The sequence below is a fragment of the Campylobacter sp. BCW_6466 genome (assembly GCF_001762835.1).
In the GTDB taxonomy this organism is placed as follows: domain Bacteria; phylum Campylobacterota; class Campylobacteria; order Campylobacterales; family Campylobacteraceae; genus Campylobacter_D; species Campylobacter_D jejuni.
Genome location: NZ_MJXO01000044.1, coordinates 1 through 23,118, shown reverse-complemented (window position 1 = coordinate 23,118; position 23,118 = coordinate 1). Strand labels below are relative to the sequence as shown.

The window sequence follows — 23,118 nt, the reverse complement described above, 5'->3', positions numbered from 1 at the left end:
GAACCTATATCAGCTCTGATTTGATCAAGATTTGTTATAGCAGTTTCAGCGATATCCATGACAGCCATAGCACCTTTAAGAGTAGTTACACCTGCAGTTTCATCGGTAGCACCCACAGCTGAAATTCTTAAAGCTGCAAATTGAGAATTTCCCGATTTCGCAGAAAAACCTGAACCTGCTGAAACCACATATGCTGCACTCATAGAAGCCGCCTTAGAAACAAATTGTATAGAAGCTGATAAAACAGCTGACATATTTTTTCCACTGCCTATAGAATAACCTGAACCTTTTGAAAAACCATTCGTACCACTCATAAAAGCAGAAACAGAACTTGCTACACCAACTAAAATTTGCTTAGCTCCGCCACCATTATAAGAGTTAAATCCCATAGCATCAGCATTAGCTGCTGAAATTTGACCTTTTGATTCTCTTAAAGATACCGAAGCTTGAGAAATCATATCCGCAGCACCCATACCTATAGCACTAAGATTAGTTCCACTTACATTAATATCCCTACCATCATTTTTAACCAAAGATAAGCGTCCATAGTTTTCTTTTTGCAAGATACCTGCACCAGCACCTATACTACCTGTGATTTTAATACCTCTACCATCAGCTGAAGTAAGAACAAGCTTACCATTTTCATCTTTAGAAGCTTGAACTCCGGTAGTGTCTTTAACAGAATTTATAGCTGAAATCAACTGGCCATTATTATCTCCGTCTTTATAATTAATCTGACCAATTATAACCCCATTGATAGCAAAGTCTTGAGAAGTAGTTCCTTCTTTTATAGCATAAGCTCCAACAGTTTTTACATCATAAGTTGCCCTAACTCCTGTTTTATCAGAGCTTTTATTAATCTCTTCAGCCAAAGCTCCAAGACCTGTTCCAACAGAGGTTGAAATCACAACATTATCAAATTTAAAATCTTCCAAACCATTATAGTTTTTGATAGTAAGTCCTACTACACCCGAACTCACACTTTGCGAACCTGTTTCAAATCTAGTTACACCGATTTTTGAAGACTGGGTTGCACCTATAGTTGCTTTTACTGTTTGATTTGAACTTGCGCCGATTTGAAATTCTTGATTAGTAAAACCACCGCTTAAAAGTTGTTTACCATTAAATGAAGTAGTATTTGCGATATTATCAAGCTCTTCCATGAGTTTGTTTATATCTGCTTGAAGCATGGTTCTTGTTTTTAGACTTTGACCATCTTGAGCGGCTTGAGTTGCTTTAGTCTTGATAGTATCTAAGATTTTAAGTTGCTCATCCATAGCCTTATCTGCAGTTTGTAAGATACCTATGGCATCATTACCATTGTTTATAGCTTGACCTAAAGTAGCTGCTTGAGAACGCAAAGAATCTGCTATCGCCATCCCTGAAGCATCATCTGCTGCGGAGTTAATCCTAAGACCTGAGCTAAGTCTTGCTAATGAACTATCTAAACTTTTAGCGTTTAGATCTGAATTTGCTTTTGCATTTAATGCTGCGACATTTGTGTTAATACGAAATCCCATTTTAAATCCTTTTAAATAAATTCAAGCTCATCCATGAACTTGTTAAATACTATATCGTTACTTTTTTTTAAAAATTTATACTTTAAACTAAAAAATTATAAATATCATATTTTAATTGCAATCTAAAAATAAAAATTTCAAGCCATTGCTTATAAGATTTTAAATACATCAATAAATATTCTTTTTCATCTTCAATTTTACTAATAATAACTTCACTTAATAATTTACCTTTATGAAAAATCACCCCTTTTAAAACCCCATCATTTAATAAAGAATTTATTTCTAAAAAAGATTCAAATTTATTAACACTTTCATATGTATTTTTTAAAAAATCTAAAGGCAATTTTCTATCACTAGCTAAAATCATTTTCAATACATCATTTAACCTCATAGCATGTTCTAAACAAAATAAAGCATTTTGTTTTTCTTCTTTGAAAGTTTCTAAAATTTTATTTAAAATTTTAATGCTACGATTAGCTGTTAAAGTTTTTGGAAGAGACTTATTTAATTTACTATTTAAATTCTTAAATTTCTTACAACATAACTCAAAATTAATTTCTTTCGTAAATTCTATCCTAGCACCGCCTTCTGTAGCATTTAAAAAATTCACTTGGGAATTTCTTGCAAATAAATCCTCTAATTTTTTTCTATAATCATCCCAAGCTAAATGTGTTAAAACTTCTCCTAAGCCTCCATAAGCAACTGTTTTTAATGTAGGAATATCTAAGGTTGTATCTATATCACTCCCCAAATCAAAACTATCAAAATGAGAATTTCCTTGTTTATCAAAAGATAAATCTTGCCCAATAAGAATTATATTTTTAAATTTTAAAGCAATCGCCAAAGTATAACAAGCATGCCCAACATGTGTTCCAAATTCAAGATAACCAAAATCATTAATATGAAGATTTTGATAAGGAAGATTATCACTTAATGCTATAGATAAAGGAATTTGTTTCTTATAAAGATAATCAACCACGCTAGGGTGAGTACTTGCCGCTAATATAAATAAGGTTTTATTTTCTGGATTAACTTCTTTGAAAAATTCAAGCGGATATTCTTCAAAATCAAGATTTAACACATAATCAGGAGTTATATTGTGTTTTACAAGCAAAGGATAAGCTCCATCAACACAAAAAATCACAAAATTTTCTTGATATTTTTTTAACAATGGAATTTGCTTTTGAAGGCTAGGACCGGCACATACAACTATACAGCTTTCAAAAAGCCCTTTTCTTTCATCAATAATTCTTTTAAAAGGTATATTTTTCAACATTAAAGGTATATTTTTGTAAAAATTTTCATAACAAGATAAAGAAATTTTGGAGTCAGGATCTAAATTTCTTATTACAAGATTAATATTTTCATGTATAATTTTATCTGCATTCAAAATTTCCTCATAATAATATTTTTTATAAAAATTATTATTAATAAACATCTCATAAAGATTTAACCATAAAAATACATCATTTTGGTCAAAAAGTATTCTAAGTTGTAAATTTATTTTTTTCTCTTGAATATCCACCAGATAAATTTTTCCACTACAAAGCTCTTCACTCAAATCTATTGTGCTTAAAGCTAGGATAAAAAGTTCTATTTCGCTTTCAAATACAAAAAGATGTTTATAGTGTTTAGCTAAATTTTTAATAAGCAAGGCATTACCTATACCATAAATACATACAAAAGGATATCTAGGAGTTTTTTCTAAAATACTTTGATAGAAAAAATTTAATTCTTCTTCTAAGTTTTCATACACAAAAACATTATGGGTTTTATCATAGATATTTAAATTTTCATCTATATTAAAACGAGAACAAGTTTTATTTTGTATGAAATTTAAAAGTTTATTTCCTAAGGGTTCATTTACTCCACTTAATAAAGCTTGTATGTTTTTTTCTAGTATGGTCATTAGCTTTCCTTAAATTTTATCTATCTTTAACAATATTTTGTCATCTTTTTCGCTAAATTGATACAACAAATCCTCGCAAAGATAAGAGATACATTTTTCTTTATAATCTTTTTTTGAATTTTGTTTTATTTTTTCTAGCATTAAAGGAAGTTCTTTCTTAATCAAAAGTTTTACTGGAATTCCCATGCCATGATTTAAGTTTTTAATAAATTTTCCATCAACTTGAGATTCTTTAGTAATAGAATGCAAAGTTGCATCAAAGCCAAGTTTTTCAAGCTCTTCGTAAAGTATGGTTTTTTCTTTTAAAGAAACATACTCATCATACAATGAATGATAACTTATAAAGCAAGTTTTTAAACATTTTGATTGTTCTAAAAGATGATCTTCTTCTAAAAGATTTCGAATTTTTCTTCTTGCGGGAGAAAAAAAGCGAGGCGATGAAGAATTACTTGTCCAAAAAGTTTTTGTCGAACAATGTGTTTTAATATGATGAAAAAAATCAAAAGTAGCAAATTCGCTATACTGCATAAAATCTATTTCCTTTCCAAAACCTACAACTCTCCATAAAAACTTAGCATATGCAGAATTATCCAACACTCCATCTATTAGCCAAGGTGCAATCTTAGCGGCTAAATGTGCTAAATATCCCCCGTGAGAACTACCTATCATGATAACTGGTATACCCCCCCCCATAGTATCAAAAGGAGCATGTTTTTTAAGATAAAGTGCAACATTTAAAAGATCTTGAGCTTGCATGATTCCAAAATTTTGATATTCATTTTTTGTAGGTTGCAAACTTACATGTAAATTTAAAAAATAATTTGGTGTAAAATTACCTTTTTGTTTACCTTCAACTATTTGATTATTTACAAAATGAAAAATTTCACTCATTTGTTCATAGTCTTGAATTTTATCAACATCATAAGGAAGCTTGATATCCGCAGCTTCACAACTTACTTTTAAAATAAGCTTGTCTATATCATCTAAATAAAAAGTTGATCCAGTTTTAGGACGATTACCAATACAATGATAATTTACTCCAACTACAGCAGCATTAAATTGCCTTACCATATAATCGCCAACATATTGGATCGATGATATATCATCGCCCATACCTTGCACCACAAACACCAAAGCTTTGGGTGTTTTTTCATCATCATACCAAAGCTTAAATTCAAGCTTTGATTCTCTTTTTATACCAAGTTCTACATCATCACAAGAGTCAATCTCATAAGTTTTACTCGCTATCATTACATTCCCCCTATTAAAAGATAAGTTTTACTCGCTAGATTTTTAAAATTTTCATTCTTACTTAAGATCACGCAAGCTTTATTGCTTGAAGAGCTTGTAAAGTCTATATTTTCTAAATCTTCATGGCTTTGATTGGCTACGTTGATGATAGCATTTTTACTTGCCTCATTGCTTGAAATTCCCATGAGTATAAAATCAGCTTTATTTATAAAAACAAGTTTTAAGCATTCTTTATCATCGCCTACGCGAAAATTTACTTCTTTTGTGCCGTTAAAATTGCCAAGATCAGCATTTTCAACACCGCTTACATTACTCATCGTTTTTATAGAGCTTAAATGATCATTTTTTAAAGCATAAATGCTTATATCATTGATCAAAGTTTTAAGGTTGTTTAAAGACTTGCTAACTTCAGCTTCATCCTTGCTTGAACTCATTTTTGGTAAAGCAATAGCAGCTAAAATTCCCAAAATAACGATCACAAAAACAAGTTCTAATATAGTAAAAGCTTTTCTCATCTATATCCTTGAAAAATTTTTATTTTTAGGGCTTAAAATATCTTCTTCTATGCTTACAAATTCCTTTTTTTCATAAGCATCAACTGCGGCTCTTGCTATCATCAAAGCATTATCAGAGCAGAATTTTAAAGGAGCTAGTTTTAAATTTGCATTATATTTTTGACATAAATTTTGCAAACGCGAACGCAAATTAAGATTTGCACTAGCTCCACCTACAACGCCAAAATTTTTAAATTTATAAAGATTAAAAATTTTTTCTAATTTATCCATGATATGATCACAAGCCGTATTTTCGAAGGCATAGGCTATTTCTGCTTTTATATCATCGCTTAAATTTTCATGCTTTAAAATTTCCAAACGCACTGCATTTTTAAGTCCTGAAAAACTGAAAGCAAGTTCTTTAGAATGCTTTAAAGGTATGTTAAAAGAGATATTTTTAAGTTTGGCATTTTTTGCTAAATTTTCTATGATAACCCCACCAGGGTAACCTAAATTCATCATTTTAGCTACTTTATCAAAACTTTCTCCAAAGCTATCATCATTTGTGCTTGCTAAAAGCTCTAAGTTTGCATCATCTTTAAGATAAAGCACCATAGTATGCCCACCACTAACAAGCAAAATTCCCATATCTAAAGAAATTTTTTCTTCCAAAAAAAGACTATAAATATGACCTTTAAGATGATTTACAGGGATTAAAGGCAAATTTAGGGCACTTGCTAAAGTTTTTGCCATAGAAATTCCACTGAGCAAAGAAACACTAAGTCCAGGTTCATTTGTCACAGCTATGGCACAAAGATTTTTAAAATGCTCTTTGCATTGCCTAAGTATCTTTGGCAAAGCTTCGCTATGAAGTCTTGCAGCAAGTTCAGGCACCACTCCCCCATAGATACTATGATCTAATTCTTGGGAAATTTTTTTATGAAATTTACACTCTAAGGTATTTTTATCAATGATAGCTATAGAACTATCATCGCAAGAACTTTCTATAGCTAGGATAAGATTTTTCATTCAAATTCCACTAAAATAGAACCTAAGAATTTATCTTTTGATCTTGCCATTTTAAGAGTGTTTAAATCCAAATTTTTAGCATTTTTGATCAACTTGCTATTGGTATTTGCCTCTAAAAGTTGTTGCAAATTTGCTCCTCTTAACTCATAAAATTCCACTCTATAAATTTTACCTGCCATATCTAAAGAGTATTGTGTTTGCATATTTTTTTTATGAACTAAAATATCACTTTCATCTTTTCCATGATCAAAGCCTATGATATTTACGCGCACATTAGCTATCTTTGGGATAAGAAAATTCTCTTTTACTTTCACCTTGGTTCCAAAAGGAACAGTGGTTTCATTGCCATCAACTTGAAAAGTTACCTCATTAAAAGCATCACTAAATTCTAAATACTCAGGATATAATCTTGTTTGAAAACGATTGCCATACTGGATATAAAAAGAATTTCCTTCTGCGATAACAGCGGTAAGTTCATTGCTTGTATTATAATTTAACTCTTTATTCACCGGAAAAGGCACATAGTTGATAACCTTTCTTGGATTTTTCAAAGAAAGTAAAATTCTATCATCAAAAAGTTTCACTTCAAGCTCTTTATTTATGGCTTTATCAACCCCTTGTGGAGTAAGTTCAAAATCTCTACTAAATTCAATTCCTGCGGTTTTTAGATAATTTTCAATTGCCAAAAGATGATAATAAGCTCTTAAATTTACAGGCAGATTTTTACTCGCTTCATTTGCAAAAGCAGCTTTGTGATTTGAAATCACAAAATAAGTTAAAGCTTTAAGCATTTCCGTATCACCAAGCTCTTGGGTTTTGGTGTTTTTAAGATGATAAGCATGCTTTGGATCAGCAAGTGAAGAATTGACACTATTTACGGTTTGAGTAGCGATATTTTCAAGATCAGGGTATTTGCTTGCATTGATTTCACTTGTGTCAATCACACTTGAATTTCCCCAACGCTTAGGATTTTGCATTGCATCAATATAAGTAGGTTTATAAAAACCCCAACCATCGTGAAGATTGATCACCATACTAACTTCAGGAAGTAAAATAAGCTCTTTAATGCGTTGAACTCTTTTATAATCAGGATCTTTTGGGCTAATACTTGCAAATTTACGGTTTAAATCCCCATTATTCCCACGCGAACGCTTGATAATGCTATCAAAAGCTAAATTTGGAGCCACTATAATCTTACCCTTAGTGATATTATAATCACTCAAAAGCAAACTTGCCGCATGAAATCCACCAGGCTCATCGCCTTGAATTCCACCAAAAATCAAAACTGTATTATTATCATCTAGGCTTTTTCCATTTTCTCCTACGCTAAAGTCTAGCTCTAAGGCAAAAATACTTGTTATAAAAAATAAAATTGTTAAAAAAAATTTCATTTTAACTCCTTAAATACTCTCTTGTTTTAAAATCATACTCAAAAACTTCTTCTATGCTTGAAATTTTAGGTACTCCAAAGTGATCAAGAGCTTTAAAAATGTATTTAGCAATGTCTAAAAATCTACTTTTATTTTCTAAAAAATTATAAACACCAACTTCATTAGCAGCATTGATGATAACACCTAAATTTGGCTCTTTTAAAAATGCATTTTTAAGCTTAAAAATAGGATATTTTTTTGTGCTAATTGGATGAAATTTTAAAGCAGGCATTTTGCTAAAATCAACAGCCTCTAAAATAGGTGTATCTTGTTTTTTAAATATAGCATCTGAAATAGCTAATTTCATATCTGCTTTTGAAAAATACGCCGTGCTAGCTCCATTTTTAAATTCACACATTGCATGCACTAAAGATCTTGGTTCTATTAAAGCATCAATTTCTTTAAAATCATATAAATGATAAGCCTCTATAATCTCAAAAAGCTTATTTGCCATAGTCGCACTATCTATAGTGATCTTTGCTCCCATGTTCCAATTAGGATGTTTTAAAGCATCTTTGACACTAACTTGATTTAAATCTTTGATTTTATACTTATAAAAAGCTCCACCACTTGCTGTAATATAAAGTTTTGCTATATTTTTTTTACCTTCGAGTAAAAATTTTAAAGCCGCATGCTCACTATCAACGGGTAAAAATTTAGCCCCTTTTAAAAAACTCCCAGCCACCACAAGGCTTTCTTTGTTAGCCAAGGCTATGTTTTTGCCAAGTTCTTTAGCCTTTAAAGTGCTTTTAAGTCCTGCAAAACCTACAATAGCATTGAGCAAAAGTTTGTCTTGGCATTCTGTTAAAATTTGCTCTAAACCTTCTTGTCCTATAAAAACTCTATCGTGTTTAACTAAATGCTTATTTTTTGAATCTTTTATGGCAACAAATTTGGGCTTAAACCTTGCGATTTGTTCATTTAAAAGAGTGATGTTATCCCCACAAGCTAAAGCAGAAATGGAAATGTTTTTTAAAGCAGCAAGTTTAAGAGCATTTACTCCTATGCTACCCGTACTTCCAAAAAGTATCATAAAAGAGCAACCATCACAAAAGCAGCAATGATCACCGCATCGATCCTATCGAGCACGCCCCCATGACCAGGGATAAGATCTCCACTATCTTTTACACCTGCTTCTCTTTTAAAATAACTCTCAAGCAAATCACCAATCACTGCAAAAATCGCTACAAAAAACGAACAAAGTAAAGAAAGCCAAAAACTATAAACAAAAACTCCCAAAATAGTTCCAATAACACTCGCACAAATCAATCCACCTATAACACCTTCTAAGGTTTTGTTTGGACTTGTTGGAGAAAAAGGAGTTTTACCCATAAGTTTTCCGATAAAATACGCTCCACTATCACAAGCTGCAACGATAATGATAAGCCAAAAAAGCGCGAACATACCCTGATCTAAATACACTTGCCAAAGTGCTAAAATAGGCAAACTAGGATAAATATAAATAAGAGCTGGTTTTAAGGAAGCCTTTTTATAAACCAAATATCCAACGACTAATAACAAAGCTAAAATCCCAAAAAGCAAAGCTTTATGTGATAAACTTCCCAAAATAAAAGCTATAGCCAAAGGGATAATAGAAATATTTTCTAAAACAAAAAGTTTTTTTGCTTCACTAAAAGATAAATACAATAAAACCGCAAAAACGATAAAATTGATAAAAAATTGATCAATCAACGCGATAATAATAATAGCCCCTATCATCACAAGAGCTGAAATAATTCTAGTTGTATTAAACATATTTTTCCTTATATACTAATATCTAAGCGATGAATGTTTTGTGCGTCTTTAAAATTTGGATCTTTAGACTCATCTTCTTCATTTTTCTCATCATCGCTAGTTTTAGCTTCTTGATTGTGTTTTTTCTTTTTTTCTTCTTGTTCGGCTTTCTCTTTGATCTCTTCTTTGATTTCATGAGTCTCATTGACTTTTTCAAGCTTGTTCAAAGTTTTTTCTTTTTCATTAAATTCAGCCATATTTAGCGTAGCTGCAAAACCTTCTTTTGCAAGCTCATTGCTTGCTTGTGTAGCTGGATAAGCCATATTTTGATTTATATAATTGACATTTCCTAATGGGCTAACTGGCATTTTAATCCTTCGTGATATTAATACTTTTAAAATTTGTATAATTTACAAACGCCTTTTGCTGAACCTTAACAAAATTTTTTAAGGTATAATCGACCCAATACGAACCTTTCTTTAACTTAGAAAAGCTTACACAAAGCCTCGCAGCAAATTCTATCACATCAAGGCTGATTTTTTGCTTGTTTGATACAATCAAAGTATGTGCACTAGGAATATCCCTTACATGAAGCCACAAATCATCTTTTTTAGCATTTTTAAGTAAAAATTCATTGCCTTTTTCATTTTTACCCACGCAAATTTTAAACTCATTAAAATAAAAATTTGCCACAAGATCTTCTTGTTTATGATCTTGATTTTTTTTGCTATTTTTTTTAGGTAGTAAAATTTCAAGCTCTATCTCACTCTTAGCTTGAAGCAATAATTCTTTTAAACTCAAGGTAAAATCTAACTTTTCTTTTAAATTTTGCCTTTGTATGTTTAAATTTTTAGCTTTTTGTTCTAATTTTTTAGCATTTTTATAATATAAATTAGCACTTTGCTTAGGACTAAATTCAAGCTTAAATTCAAGCTCTTTGCCTTCAAAATCATCAAGCTTAAATTCCCTTTCATAATCTTTTAAAACACTCAAATTTGCAAACAATACATCAGCCCTTTTTCTGTATTCTAAAGCTTTTAAGAGTAAAGAATTTTCTTCATCTAAACTAGAAAAAAGTTCTTGTAAATTTTGTATTTTTTTATCCACTTGTGCAAGTTTTAAATTTTTTATTTGTTTGATTTTACTCTCATAAATGCTTGTAAATTTGCGAGAAAAATAATCTTTAAAATCTTTAATTTCCTCAAAATTTTCATCCATTTTATAAGGCTTTAAAGGCTCTAAAATCACATTAGGTTTTACTACACGATAACTTTTATCAATGTGCCTTAAAGCCTCTATGATCAAATCTTTTTCATCTGTAAGAATAACATTGGTATTTTTACCCGTAAATTCAAAATAAATTTTGCTCTCATAGCTTTTATAAGCCTTATTAGCTTTTACACTAAAACATAAAATACGATTGCCTTCAAGGACTTTAACTTCCTTTATAAAAGCATTGCTAAAATACTTTTTAAGCATAAAATCAAAAGGTGCATTATAATTTTTTGCATTAAATTTAGCTGCATAAATCGCACTCATTGCACGAGTGAGATCAAAAATAAATCTTTCTTTATCAAAGCTTAATTCCAAAATATTGTCATTGATACGCTTGATAAAATCGATTTTTTTAAACTGAGAAAAAAAAGTTTGCAATTGTAAAAGTTCTGTGTATTTCATAAAAGAAATTATAAAATATTTTAGCGAATTTGTGGTAGAATTAAACTAAAAAAGGAAATTTGTGCAGCTTAATGAGCTAAATTGTGTGATTTTATGTGGTGGTAAATCTAGTCGTATGGGACAAGATAAAAGCAAATTGATTCTTAAAAATCAAAATTTAACTCAATTTCAAGTAAATAAATTTTCTAAAATTTTTAAAAATGTCTATGTGAGCGCAAAAGAAGACAAATTTGAAAACCATTTTAACTTGATAAAAGATTCTTTAGAATTTGAAGTTTACTCTCCTATGCTTGCGCTTTACTCTATACTTTCAAATTTTAAAAATGAATTTGTTTTTGTTTTAAGTGTGGATAGTCCTAAAGTAGGTGAAAATGAGCTTTTAAAAATGCTTCCTTTTTTAGAGCAAAACTATAAAATAATCATAGCCAAAACCCCTTTACATAAACATCCCTTATGTGGCTTTTACCACAGCTCTTTAGCTCAAACTTGTAAAAATTTCTTAGAAAAAAATGAACAAAAAATAGGACTTTTATTTTCTGAGATTAAAACCAAATTTGTAGAATTTGAAGATGAAGATGCTTTTTTAAATCTTAATTTTTATGAAGAATATGAAAAATTTAAAAGCGAGTTAAAATGAGAAAAATTGCTTTATTTTTAAGCTTATGTGTTTTTATATGGGCTAGTAATTTACAACAAGCTTTAGAGTATGAAAAACAAGGCGATTATAAAAAAGCTATGGAAATTTACAAAAAACTCGCTTTAAAAAATTCATCTGTTTTAATCCCTCAAGAACAAAATAAAACTAAACAAACTACTCAAAATGAAAAATCTATTATTGCAGCCAAAGAAGAAAGACAAGATTTTGCTCGTCTTGCCTTGGCAAATTATCTTGAAGAAGATGAATACTTTAACCCTCTTGGCATTAGCGCTTATAAAATGAATTATTTTCTACCTTTGGCTTATAGTTTTAACTCTCTGGAAGAAAATCACAATAAAAGTGAAGCTAAATTTCAACTTAGCATTAAAAAAAGGCTTTTTGAAAATTTGCTAGGATTGGATGAAAAATATTATATAGCCTATACCCAAACTTCTTGGTGGCAAATTTATGAACATTCTTCTCCTTTTAGAGAAACCAACTATCAGCCAGAATTTTTTATAGATTTTCCTTTGTATCTTAAAGATTATGAATTTTTTAACAACCTACGCGTAGGTATATTGCATGAAAGCAATGGTAAGGGAGATGAGAATTTGCAATCTCGCTCATGGAATAGAATTTATGTATCTACAGCTATTTTATATAATAAATTTTTATTTGTCCCACGCCTTTGGTATAGAATTCCTGAAAGCAAAAAAGATGATGATAATCCTGCCATCTTGCATTATATGGGAAATTTTGATGTGAATTTAGCGTATTTAGGCGATGATTATTTTATCAATCTTATGCTAAGAAACAATCTTAAATTCCGCAATAACAAAGGCGCTATACAAGTTGATCTAGGATATGATATTTTTAATAACGGAATTTATTGGTATTTACAATACTTTAATGGCTATGGAGAAAGCCTTATAGACTATAACAAACACTTGCAAAGACTTTCCACTGGATTTTTGATTTCTTACTAAAATATCCTTTGTAGTTTTATCATTTCTTAAAACAAATTTCATTACAATTTCATTTTTGATAATTATTATTACTATAAGGAAAGATTTGTTTTTTAAGCATATATTGAGTTTAAAAGCGCTTATAGCTTTACTTTTATTCTTTGGAATGATAAGTTTATTTATAGGAGTTATCAGTATCAATGTAAAAGATATTCTTAATCTTAACTCCACTCAATTAGAAATCATAACTCTCACAAGAATTCCTAGACTTATAGCGATTTTACTCACAGGAATGAGTCTTAGTATATGCGGGCTTATCATGCAACAACTCACGCAAAATAAATTCGTTTCCCCAACTACAGCAGGGACTATGGATTGTGCTAAATTTGGCATACTTGTTTCTTTAATATTTTTTGCTGGAGCGTCTTTTTTCACTCAAGCTATCATTGCATCTGTATTTGCGCTTTTGGGTTCTTTTATATTTATCCAAATTTTAAGAAAAATCAAACTCAAAGATGTGATTTTTGTACCTTTGATAGGCTTGATGTTTGGAGGCATTATTAGTGCTATAACTACTTTTTTTACCTATGCTTTAAATTATATACAAAATATCCAAGGCTGGTTACAAGGCAGTATGGCAAATGTTATGCAAGGAAATTATGAATTGCTCTACATTTCTTTACCACTTTTTATACTTGCTTATTTTTTAGCTCATAAAATCACCATAGTTGGCATGGGCGAAGATATAGCTTTAAATCTTGGAATTTCTTATAATGGTATATTATTTTTAGGCTTGATGATTGTAAGCATTATCACTAGCTTGGTGATTGTAAGCGTTGGGATTATCCCTTTTTTAGGGCTAATTATCCCAAATTTAGTAGCTCTTTATCTAGGTGATAATCTTAGAAAAAATCTTATCTATATAGCACTTTGTGGAGCTTTGTTTTTACTTGTTTGCGATATCATTTCAAGACTTGTCATCTTTCCTTTTGAAATGCCTTTAAGTATCACTACAGGTGTTTTAGGATCTTTAATCTTTATCTTTCTTTTGTTAAAAAGGAAAGTTTATGCGTAAAAAAATGCTGATTTTAAGCTTTTTAACACTTAACATGATAGGGATTTTTATACTTGTGGGTTTAAATGGCTTTGATGAGTACGCCTTAAAAAGTCGTTTTTTACAAATTGCAGCTATTATCATAGTAGCTATTTGTATCGCTGTTTCAACAGTGATTTTTCAAACTTTATGCAATAACAAAATTCTAACCCCTGCTATCATAGGATTAGATTCTTTATATATGTTACTTCAAAGTGCTCTTATCTTTTCTTTTGGTGCGGCTAATTTAAGTGTTTATAAAAACGATATCAATTTTTTAATCACTCTAGTTTGTATGGTAGTTTTTTCACTAGGACTTTATAAAATTTTATTTAGTAGCGATAGAAGCATTTATCTTATCATGCTTTTAGGCTTAGTTTTTGGAACACTTTTTAGCACTTTAAGCTCTTTTTTTGAAGTATTAATCGACCCTGATGAATTCATGGTGATACAGGGAAGAATGTTTGCTAGCTTTGATAATATTGCTTTTGATGTTTTAATTCTTGCTTATATTATTAGCTTTTTAAGTTTTATATGGATTTTTCGCTATATGAAATTTTTGGATCCTTTGAATTTAGGCAAAGATTTAGCGATAAATTTAGGGATAAATTATCAAAAAATTTCAAAACAATTGATGATTATCATAGCTATTTTAACTTCTATTAGCACCGCGCTTGTAGGTCCTATAACCTTTTTAGGGCTTTTGGTAGTAAATATCACTTATGAACTATTTAAAACTGCAAAGCATAGTATTTTACTAAGTGCTTGTATACTCATTAGCATTTTAGCTTTGCTTGGAGGGGTATTTTTTGTCTCTAGAGTTTTTGATTATAATGCCACTATAAGCGTGGTTATTAATTTCTTAGGCGGGATATATTTTATCTATCTCGTATTAAAGGGCAATAAATTATGATTAAACTAAAAAATATCACCAAATTTTATGACAATAAAGCCATTATTTCAGATCTTAGCCTTGATTTTCATAAAGGAAAAATCACTTCTATAATTGGAGCCAACGGTGCTGGAAAATCCACTCTTTTAGCTCTAGCAAGTCGTTTGATAAAACCTAGTAGCGGAGAAATTTATATCGATGGAATGAATTTAAAAGACTATAAAGAGCAAATCTTGGCACAAAAAATTTCCATTCTCAAACAACAAAACAATATCAATTTAAGATTAAAAGTTGAAGAATTGGTCGCTTTTGGGCGTTTTCCGCATTCTCAAGGAAGACTTAATGCAAACGATAAAATCAAAATCAATGAAGCTTTAAAATACATGGGGCTTAGTAACTTAAGAAATGAATTTTTAGATACATTAAGCGGCGGACAAAAACAAAGAGCTTTTATAGCCATGATCATCGCTCAAGATACTGAATTTATAATGTTTGATGAACCTTTAAACAATCTTGACATGAAGCATAGCGTACAAATCATGCAACTAATGAAAAATTTAGTCAAAGACTTTAACAAAAGTATAGCTGTTGTATTGCATGATATTAATTTTGCTTCGATTTATTCTGATGAAATCATAGCCTTAAAAGATGGGAAGCTTTTAAAACAAGGTTCAAAAGATGAAATCATCAATCAAGAAAATTTAAAACAAATTTATGATATGGATATACCCGTAAGTCAAATTGATGGTAAGAAAATTTGTATTTATTTTTAAAAAGGAGAAAATATGAAAAAATCTTTAGTTTTTGCATTTTTTGCATTTTTTTTAAGTCTAATCTTAACAGCTTGCAATTCAAACTCAAATGAAAACAATGCAAGCTCTACAACAAAAACCAACACTGCTACGGTGAAAGTTTTGCCTATCAGCATGAGCGATGAAGGTGATAGTTTTTTAGTGAAGGATAGTCTAGGAGAAAATAAAATCCCTAAAAATCCTTCTAAGGTAGTGATCTTAGATCTTGGAATTTTAGATACTTTTGATGCTTTAAAATTAAACGATAAAGTCGCAGGCGTTCCTGCTAAAAATTTACCAAAATACCTACAACAATTTAAAAACAAACCTAGTGTAGGTGGAGTACAGCAAGTTGATTTTGAAGCCATTAATGCTTTAAAACCTGATCTTATCATCATTTCTGGACGCCAAAGTAAATTTTATGATAAATTAAAAGAAATAGCTCCAACTTTATTTGTAGGTCTTGATAATACAAATTTTTTAAGCTCTTTTGAAAACAATGTCTTAAGCATTGCAAAACTTTATGGTTTAGAAAAAGAAGCTTTAGAAAAAATTTCAGATATTAAAAATGAAATTGAAAAAGCCAAAAGTATAGTTGATGAAGATAAAAAAGCTCTTATTATTCTTACAAATTCTAACAAAATTTCAGCCTTTGGTCCTCAATCTCGCTTTGGGATTATTCACGATGTTTTAGGGATTAACGCAGTAGATGAGAATATAAAAGTAGGCACACACGGCAAAAGTATCAATTCTGAATTTATATTAGAAAAAAATCCTGATTATATTTTTGTTGTTGATAGAAATGTCATTGTAGGCAACAAAGAACGTGCTCAAGGCATACTCGATAATGCGCTTATTACTAAAACCAAAGCAGCACAAAACAAAAAAATCATCTATCTTGATCCAGAATACTGGTATTTAGCAAGTGGAAATGGACTAGAGTCTTTAAAAACTATGATTTTAGAAATCAAAAACGCTGTAAAATAATACAACCTCGCAAGGGCTAGTCTCTTGCTTTAATACTTAATAAAATACTTAGAATTTTCAAGAAAGTTTTAGTGGCGGACAGAGAGGGATTTGAACCCTCGAGACCCGTTAAGATCTGCACCCTTAGCAGGGGTGTGGTTTCAGCCACTCACCCATCTGTCCAATAAAATAAAGTGTGATTATACAAAAAAATAAATAATACCTAGCTTAAAAAAACTAGGAAAAATCAAAGGCTAAGATAAGCCAAAAGCAAAGTTACAACAACCCCTACTCCAAGAACTGCAAATTGTTTACTTCTATCTTTTTTATTTGCAAACAAAGTAATCATAAGTCCTGAAATATAAAGCATAAATAAAGTAATACCAAAGCCTACGCTAAGCACAGAAAAATACCAAGCGCCCTTATCTTTATGAAGCATAATCATATCTCCAAGTAAAGATCTTGTTTTTAAGGTAATATTGTATTCATTAGTAGATTTTTGAGTTATATTAGCACTATAATGAGTTCCGCCTATTGTTATGCCTTTATCTTTACTTTTAATGATATCTGTATTAGATGGTACTTTTAAACCATTTGTTTTTAAATACTCTATTAAAGCTTCTCTTTCTTTACCACTTTCTATAACTTTTGACAATTGATACTGCTCAACTTTCAAACCCACATCTTGATTAATACCAAAAATATACGCTATACCCGTTAAAGCAAAAAGCAAAGCACAAGGCAAGAAGAACAAACTAAGATAGATATGAACCTGTCTAAACAATTTATTTTTATTAATCATTTTAAGTCCTTTTTTTATTATTAAAATTTGTGATATTTTGACAAAATAAAGTGAATTTTAAATAAAAAGTTTATATTTTTTAAAACAATGAAAAGAAAAAGCCCTTATGATTATAGGGCTTAAGAATTATTTTTTATCAATCACTTGATAATTATAAGGAACAAGCTCTTTATCATGCTCTAAAAGTTCTTTTGGAGGATTGCCATTAACATCTTTTTCATCTGCATAGTAACGCTCTCCAGCTTTATGACCATTAACATCTACTTTATAATAAAGCTCTCCTGGATTAAATTTTTGAATATCTTCAAAACCTAAATTTGAAGTTTTAAAATCTTTAATTCCATTTGCTGCTGCAATTTCTACAAGTTTAGTTTGTCCCATTCTTGCCATATCAACAGCTTGTAATAACATTCTTGAAGCTTCGCGAGGATTATGAAAACCAGTTGAGTTTTCAGCATTAACAAAATCCGCTCTCATTTGAGCTTTACGATGAAGTTCTAAAACTTCTTTTAGCTCTTCGCTAATTTTTTTCGCATCAGCTTTTCCATCGCTTTGGAATTTTTCCATATTGCCTAGCTCATCGCGTAGTTTTTTAGTATCCATAATCAAACTAACAATTGCGTACTCTGCAGTTCTTTGATCATGTGCAACGCTATTTTGTATGTCAAGTACTTGAGCTTTTAAATAATCTTCGCTTTGTTTATGACAAGATTTGCAAGCAGAGTTAATATCTCTTAAAGGAGAAGTGATATTGTGTTGAGTAACCTTTTTAGCCCCTTCTCTAACATAAGGCATATGACAATCCACGCAACTTACTCCATTTGCAGCATGCACACCGCCACTATAAAGTTCACTTTCTGGGTGTTGAATTTTAATAATTTGTGCCCCTGTTAATTTATGAGTAAAATCAGCTCCAAATACTCCACGAACTTTATCATAATAATCATCTAGCATTTCAATTCTAAATGGTTGTCCTTTTTTCCACTCACTCCAAGGAAAAGTTAAAACTATACCATCGGTTTCAATCTCTTTAGCTTTATTTCCATCTCTCCAAAACTCATACTCATCATAATTTTTCTGAGTTCCATTCCACCATTTTTTAGAACTATCATCTACAATAGTTTCACCCATTACTTTTACTTTTTCCCCTGTTGGTTTAAAATAGTATTCAACATGGCATTGAGAGCAAACTAAAGTTCTCATTTCTTCTCTTGTAGCTTTTACGCCTTGTACTGGATCTTTTTCATATCCCCTAGAAACTAAAGCATTAATAGCTGCTGGACGAGTAAGTCTTAAACTCATATCATTTGGATTGTGACAATCTGCACAAGTTACACCCATTCTTTTACCACCATGTGGACCTGCATGTTCAGGTGAATTTTCTACTATACCATCAACAGCTGGGATATTTTTAATCATAGTCCAATAATTTGTAGAATTAAAAGCAGTAAAATCCCCTTTAGCAACATTTTTTATAAGCCATGGAGTCCATCCACTATGACAATTCATACAAGCTGCAGGTTGACCTTTAAAAGCAGCAAGTCCATAGGCATTAAGAAAATCTTTGTTGTTTCTTGCTGTTTTCATTTGATCTACTTGAACCCAAAAATGCCCTCTTTCTTCATTGAAATCAAGGCTAAAAGGATATCCTGCCCAAAGTATGGTTAATTGAGGAAAGCGAATTAATTTTGAATAAGCTAAATTACCACCAAATTCAGTAGCTTTAGGCTCTTCTTTTTCAACTGTTAAATACATTTTTAGCTGCTCTGGAAAAACCTTACCCCATTTTTCAAAATTTGGATCATCATCACTAAGCAAAGAAAAATCAGCATTTGCTGCAATGGCATTTTTATTTGCTTCATCTTCTTTTTTTTGATTGATATCATTATTTAGCCATAAAACTCCCGCTATAAGTAAAACCAAAACAACAATACCCAAGCGTAAAATATTTTTTTTCATTCATCTTCTCCTTATTAAATTCCGTGTTTATGTCCAACATCTTTATGACAAGAAGCACAATTTAATGACTTGTCTGCATGTGGATTTGTTGTAGCATTGATAGCTGTTTGAGCAAAATCTGCATGACAGCGTATGCAGTTTTCTTGCACCATTTTTCTGCTTTTTTCAGTCGCACTCAAATTTGTAGGCAATTCATCAAGTTTAAAAGTAAAAGCATAAGCATGTCCTAAACCACTTTGCGCTTTAGCTATCCACTTAGCTACAAAATTATGTGGCAAATGACAATCCACACAAGTTGCTCTTGGTTCGCCTTTGACTTTTTGAGAGTGTGGTCCTGCCATGTATTCGTTATAAACTTCATTCATAATATGGCAGTTATTACAAGATTCGCTTGCATTGCTTAAATAAGATGTGCCCTTAGCATTATAAAAAGTATAAAACCCAACCGCAAAGAAAACAAAAAGCAAAACAAGAAAAATAGTAAAAAGATTCGAAGTTTTCTTCAAAATTTTCCTCCTTAAAATTATCATTTCTTAAAATCTTCAATAAAACAATAATGTCACAGAATTTCCCAGAAATAAATTTTGTAATTCTAACATAGATGAATTTAATATAATTTTAAAGATATATTTACTCTTAATTAACCTAAAAAATTTGAAACTTTTATTCAATAATTTTAAAATAAATGATAAAATATAACAAAAAAAGGAAAAATTAATGCAAATAAGTCCTGATATGTTTATCAATCGCGAACTTTCTTGGCTTCGCTTTAATTCTCGTGTTTTAGACCAATGTTCTAAAAATTTACCCTTATTAGAAAAATTAAAATTTATAGCTATATATTGCACTAATTTAGATGAATTTTATATGATACGCGTTGCAGGCTTAAAACAACTTTTTTCAGCTGGAGTTAATGCAAGCAGTAGCGATGAAATGACCCCGTTACAACAATTAAAAGCCATACGCAAATACTTACACCAAGAAAAAGAGCTTTTGGAGCGTTATTTTAATGAAATCACAAGTGAATTAGAAAAAGAAAATCTTTTCATAAAGCATTATGAGAATTTAGATGAAAATTTAAAACAAAAATGTGATGAGTATTTTTTCTCTAATATTTTTCCTATTATTGTTCCAATAGCTGTTGATGCGACTCACCCTTTTCCACATTTAAATAACTTATCTTTTTCACTAGCGGTTAAAATTTGTGATAAAGCACATCCTAAACTTGTAAAATTTGGAATGATTAGAATTCCAAGGGTTTTACCTCGTTTTTATGAGGTAAGTGCAAATATTTATGTTCCTATAGAAAGTATAGTCCACCAACACGCAGAAGAAATTTTTCCAGGCTATAAACTCTTAGCTTCAGCAGCATTTAGAGTGACTAGAAATGCAGATATAGTAATAGAAGAGGAAGAAGCTGATGATTTTATGATGATTTTAGAACAAGGCTTAAAACTTCGTAGAAAAGGAGCTTTTGTAAGATTGCAAATTCAAAAATATGCAGATGAACAAATCGTAGAATTTCTTAATACACACATGAAAATTTTTCATAAAGATGTTTATGAATATTCTATTTTACTCAATCTCCCTAGCCTTTGGCAAATCGCGGGAAATAAAAACTTTACGCATCTTTTAAGCCCACTTTACACGCCTAAAACTTTACCACCTTTTGATGAAAATTTATCTATTTTTGATGCTGTAGAAAAAGAAGATATACTCATCATACAACCTTTTGAAAGTTTTGATCCAGTTTATAAATTTATCAAAGAAGCAAGCAAAGATCCTGAAGTAATTTCCATAAGAATGACACTTTATAGAGTTGAAAAAAATTCTAATATAGTTCAAGCTTTAATTGATGCTGCAAGCGATGGAAAACAAGTAACTGTGATGGTAGAATTAAAAGCACGTTTTGATGAAGAAAATAATCTTCATTGGGCGAAAGCTTTAGAAAATGCCGGAGCTCATGTTATTTATGGCATTACAGGTTTTAAAGTCCACGCTAAGGTTTCTCAAGTCATACGCAAACAAGGGGATAAGCTTAAATTTTATATACATTTAAGCACAGGAAATTACAATGCAAGCAGTGCTAAAATCTATACTGATGTGAGTTATTTTACAAGCAAAGTAGAATTTGCAAGAGATACGACAAAATTTTTTCATATCTTATCAGGCTTTAGCAAAAACCGTCGTCTTCAAACTCTTTCAATGAGTCCAAATCAAATCAAAGAAAAAGTTTTAGAAATGATACGCATTGAAACAAGCAAAAAAAATGAAGGTGTGATTGTAGCTAAAATGAATTCTCTTGTGGATAGTGATATCATACAAGCGCTTTATGAAGCAAGTATGGAAGGAGTACAAATCGATCTTATCATACGTGGAATTTGTTGCTTAAAACCTGATGAAGAATACAGCAAAAACATACGCGTTAGAAGCATCATAGGAAAATACTTAGAACATGCTAGAGTATTTTATTTTAAACATAGTGAGCCAAATTATTTTATATCGAGTGCAGATTGGATGCCAAGAAATTTAGAGCGTCGCTTAGAACTTATGACCCCTATATATGATGAAAGAAGCAAAGCCAAATTAGCTCAATTTTTACGCTTGCAACTTAGCGATAATGTTTTAGCTTATGAGCTTAAAAACAATGGAGAATATCAAAAAATTCCTTCTTCTGAAAAAATCATAGATTCTCAACAAACCTTAGAAGAATATGTAAGTAAAATTTATAAAACACTTAAAAAAGATACAGATCAAAGTCGTGCAACACACTTAGCTTCCAAACTTTTCAAAGAAAACTAAAAGTTTTTAGGGTTTTTACTCTAAAGACTTATTTACTTGTTTGTTATAAAAAAGGGCTTTAAGATAAAGCCCTAGGAGATTTCCCATAGAAATAAACAATCATTTCTAAACTATAAAAAGATTTAGAAATGATTTTTAAGATTAAAATTTATACTTAAGTCCTACTTGACCACTTAAGTAAGTTTCATTTTTATTATCTACTTTACCTGCTAGTATTTGTTTAGCACCAAAACCAAGATTCATACTGAGTTGATTTGTAAAATCTATATTACCCCCTACGATAATTTGTCCATAAGTTTTTTTCTTGTTGTTAGCTTCTACACTAGTAAAGAAAGCATTATTTATAGCTAAATTAGCTGTGTAATCATCACCCCTATTGATAACAAATTGTTCTATTTTTGGAGTTACAAAAATATAAGAGTTTTCATTCATATATTTTCTAAATTCAGCACCCACTTCAACACTTACAGAATTGTTTTTCATAGAATCAATATCTTTAGCAATAGCACCATTTTCTGTATGAGATGGAGTATAACTAAAATAATAATTTATCCCTGCAAAAGGTTTGATAAATAAAGTATTATCACTAAAGTCAAACACACGACCTGCATTAGCACTAAGTCCTAAGAATTTGCTTGTATAATCTGAGTTATATGCACCATCTGTTTGAATATTGTCTTGTTTAGTTGGAGAAACTTGAGCATAAGCTTTAAGATTAAGTTCCCATTGTGGAGCTACATTGATAGTAGAATACATACCTAATTGGAAGTTATCACTTTTTTGTTCTAAATTATTGTCTTTGATTTTAGCATTTGCATAAGTAAAATAAGCACCCCATAAAACATTATCATTAGCTTGTTTATCTACCCCTACGGTAGCACCATACATTGCACCACTATCTCCATCGATAATGTTAGCACCACCAAAAGCATTAGCCCAAACACTATTGGTATATTCATTTACATAGCTTGGTCTCATATCACTATCTAAAGCAGCAAATTTAAGATCATTCATTTTAGAAGCATAAGTTCCAAAAGGATTGTTTAGCATTGCTACACGAGAGCCTATAGAAACATCATTAGAAATATTCATAGTGGTATTAACTGCACTAGAAGCTGAATTTAGATTAGATACAGATTTACCTGTATTGTCTGTGTCTTTTTTGAT

Annotated in this window: 20 protein-coding genes, 1 tRNA gene and 1 pseudogene; 7 read left to right on the top strand and 15 right to left on the bottom strand. The window is 30.5% G+C overall.

The annotated features are described in order from the left end of the window. From AJ887_RS05050 to AJ887_RS05005, 10 genes are all read right to left on the bottom strand, one after another. The coding region (locus AJ887_RS05050; RefSeq protein WP_070284913.1) for a flagellin at positions 1-1,520 on the bottom strand (1,520 nt) is incomplete at its 3' end. An 82-nt stretch (positions 1,521-1,602) separates the two neighbouring features. After that, the gene (locus tag AJ887_RS05045; RefSeq protein ID WP_070284911.1) at positions 1,603-3,429 is read right to left on the bottom strand and encodes a motility associated factor glycosyltransferase family protein; all 1,827 of its coding nucleotides are present in this window, start codon (positions 3,427-3,429) and stop codon (positions 1,603-1,605) included. 9 nt (positions 3,430-3,438) lie between these two features. Then, a complete protein-coding gene (locus AJ887_RS05040; RefSeq protein WP_070284909.1) occupies positions 3,439-4,680 on the bottom strand; it encodes a DUF2920 family protein in 1,242 nt (413 codons plus the stop codon). Beyond that, on the bottom strand, positions 4,680-5,195 hold the full coding sequence (locus AJ887_RS05035) for a type II secretion system protein (protein ID WP_070284907.1): 516 nt from the start codon (positions 5,193-5,195) through the stop codon (positions 4,680-4,682). Before AJ887_RS05035 ends, AJ887_RS05040 begins: the two co-directional genes overlap by 1 nt. Further along, positions 5,196-6,203 carry a tRNA (adenosine(37)-N6)-threonylcarbamoyltransferase complex transferase subunit TsaD gene (gene tsaD, locus AJ887_RS05030; RefSeq protein ID WP_070284906.1) on the bottom strand — a complete coding sequence of 336 codons (1,008 nt, stop codon included), beginning with the start codon at positions 6,201-6,203 and terminating at the stop codon, positions 5,196-5,198. Further along, complete coding sequence (locus AJ887_RS05025) at positions 6,200-7,594, bottom strand: M99 family carboxypeptidase catalytic domain-containing protein (RefSeq protein WP_070284904.1); 1,395 nt, start codon at positions 7,592-7,594, stop codon at positions 6,200-6,202. Before AJ887_RS05025 ends, tsaD begins: the two co-directional genes overlap by 4 nt. A 1-nt stretch (position 7,595) precedes the next feature. Continuing rightward, positions 7,596-8,666, bottom strand: a complete 1,071-nt coding sequence (gene dxr / locus AJ887_RS05020) for a 1-deoxy-D-xylulose-5-phosphate reductoisomerase (protein ID WP_070284901.1) — start codon at positions 8,664-8,666, stop codon at positions 7,596-7,598. Beyond that, positions 8,663-9,388, bottom strand: a complete 726-nt coding sequence (locus AJ887_RS05015) for a phosphatidate cytidylyltransferase (protein ID WP_070284899.1) — start codon at positions 9,386-9,388, stop codon at positions 8,663-8,665. The genes dxr and AJ887_RS05015 overlap by 4 nt, the downstream gene beginning before the upstream one ends. Before the next feature lie 8 nt (positions 9,389-9,396). Beyond that, entirely contained in the window at positions 9,397-9,735 is a 339-nt protein-coding gene (locus tag AJ887_RS05010) for a hypothetical protein (protein ID WP_052949164.1), read from the bottom strand. A 1-nt stretch (position 9,736) separates the two neighbouring features. Beyond that, on the bottom strand, positions 9,737-11,044 hold the full coding sequence (locus AJ887_RS05005) for an NFACT RNA binding domain-containing protein (protein WP_070284897.1): 1,308 nt from the start codon (positions 11,042-11,044) through the stop codon (positions 9,737-9,739). A gap of 61 nt (positions 11,045-11,105) precedes the next feature. On the opposite strand from AJ887_RS05005, the gene AJ887_RS05000 reads away from it, so the two are divergent. The 6 genes from AJ887_RS05000 to ceuB all read left to right on the top strand — a co-directional run bounded on the left by AJ887_RS05000 (position 11,106) and on the right by ceuB (position 16,409). Further along, on the top strand, positions 11,106-11,681 hold the full coding sequence (locus AJ887_RS05000; protein WP_002871407.1) for a molybdenum cofactor guanylyltransferase: 576 nt from the start codon (positions 11,106-11,108) through the stop codon (positions 11,679-11,681). After that, positions 11,678-12,667: a phospholipase A gene (locus tag AJ887_RS04995; protein ID WP_002871406.1), complete on the top strand. Its 990-nt coding sequence runs from the start codon at positions 11,678-11,680 to the stop codon at positions 12,665-12,667. Before AJ887_RS05000 ends, AJ887_RS04995 begins: the two co-directional genes overlap by 4 nt. A gap of 85 nt (positions 12,668-12,752) precedes the next feature. Further along, the gene (locus AJ887_RS04990) at positions 12,753-13,721 is read left to right on the top strand and encodes an ABC transporter permease (protein WP_070284895.1); all 969 of its coding nucleotides are present in this window, start codon (positions 12,753-12,755) and stop codon (positions 13,719-13,721) included. Then, positions 13,714-14,652: an iron chelate uptake ABC transporter family permease subunit gene (locus AJ887_RS04985; RefSeq protein ID WP_002881476.1), complete on the top strand. Its 939-nt coding sequence runs from the start codon at positions 13,714-13,716 to the stop codon at positions 14,650-14,652. The genes AJ887_RS04990 and AJ887_RS04985 overlap by 8 nt, the downstream gene beginning before the upstream one ends. Continuing rightward, positions 14,649-15,404 carry an ABC transporter ATP-binding protein gene (locus AJ887_RS04980; RefSeq protein ID WP_070284893.1) on the top strand — a complete coding sequence of 252 codons (756 nt, stop codon included), beginning with the start codon at positions 14,649-14,651 and terminating at the stop codon, positions 15,402-15,404. The genes AJ887_RS04985 and AJ887_RS04980 overlap by 4 nt, the downstream gene beginning before the upstream one ends. Positions 15,405-15,416: 12 nt before the next feature. Next, positions 15,417-16,409 carry an enterochelin ABC transporter substrate-binding protein CeuB gene (ceuB, locus tag AJ887_RS04975; protein WP_070284891.1) on the top strand — a complete coding sequence of 331 codons (993 nt, stop codon included), beginning with the start codon at positions 15,417-15,419 and terminating at the stop codon, positions 16,407-16,409. A gap of 72 nt (positions 16,410-16,481) precedes the next feature. Here ceuB and AJ887_RS04970 read toward each other — a convergent pair. The 4 genes from AJ887_RS04970 to nrfH form a co-directional block, all read right to left on the bottom strand. Next, positions 16,482-16,571, bottom strand: a tRNA-Ser gene (locus tag AJ887_RS04970). A 64-nt stretch (positions 16,572-16,635) separates the two neighbouring features. Beyond that, a complete protein-coding gene (locus tag AJ887_RS04965) occupies positions 16,636-17,190 on the bottom strand; it encodes a membrane protein (RefSeq protein WP_020247097.1) in 555 nt (184 codons plus the stop codon). A gap of 126 nt (positions 17,191-17,316) precedes the next feature. Beyond that, positions 17,317-19,149 (bottom strand): ammonia-forming cytochrome c nitrite reductase subunit c552, encoded by a 1,833-nt coding sequence (locus AJ887_RS04960; RefSeq protein ID WP_070284889.1) that lies wholly within the window; start codon positions 19,147-19,149, stop codon positions 17,317-17,319. A gap of 14 nt (positions 19,150-19,163) precedes the next feature. Then, entirely contained in the window at positions 19,164-19,679 is a 516-nt protein-coding gene (gene nrfH / locus AJ887_RS04955) for a cytochrome c nitrite reductase small subunit (RefSeq protein WP_010891930.1), read from the bottom strand. 187 nt (positions 19,680-19,866) lie between these two features. On the opposite strand from nrfH, the gene AJ887_RS04950 reads away from it, so the two are divergent. After that, the gene (locus tag AJ887_RS04950; RefSeq protein WP_070284887.1) at positions 19,867-21,951 is read left to right on the top strand and encodes an RNA degradosome polyphosphate kinase; all 2,085 of its coding nucleotides are present in this window, start codon (positions 19,867-19,869) and stop codon (positions 21,949-21,951) included. Between the two features lie 141 nt (positions 21,952-22,092). Here AJ887_RS04950 and capC read toward each other — a convergent pair. After that, positions 22,093-23,118, bottom strand: a pseudogene (gene capC / locus AJ887_RS04945) (autotransporter adhesin CapC); the annotation flags it as partial.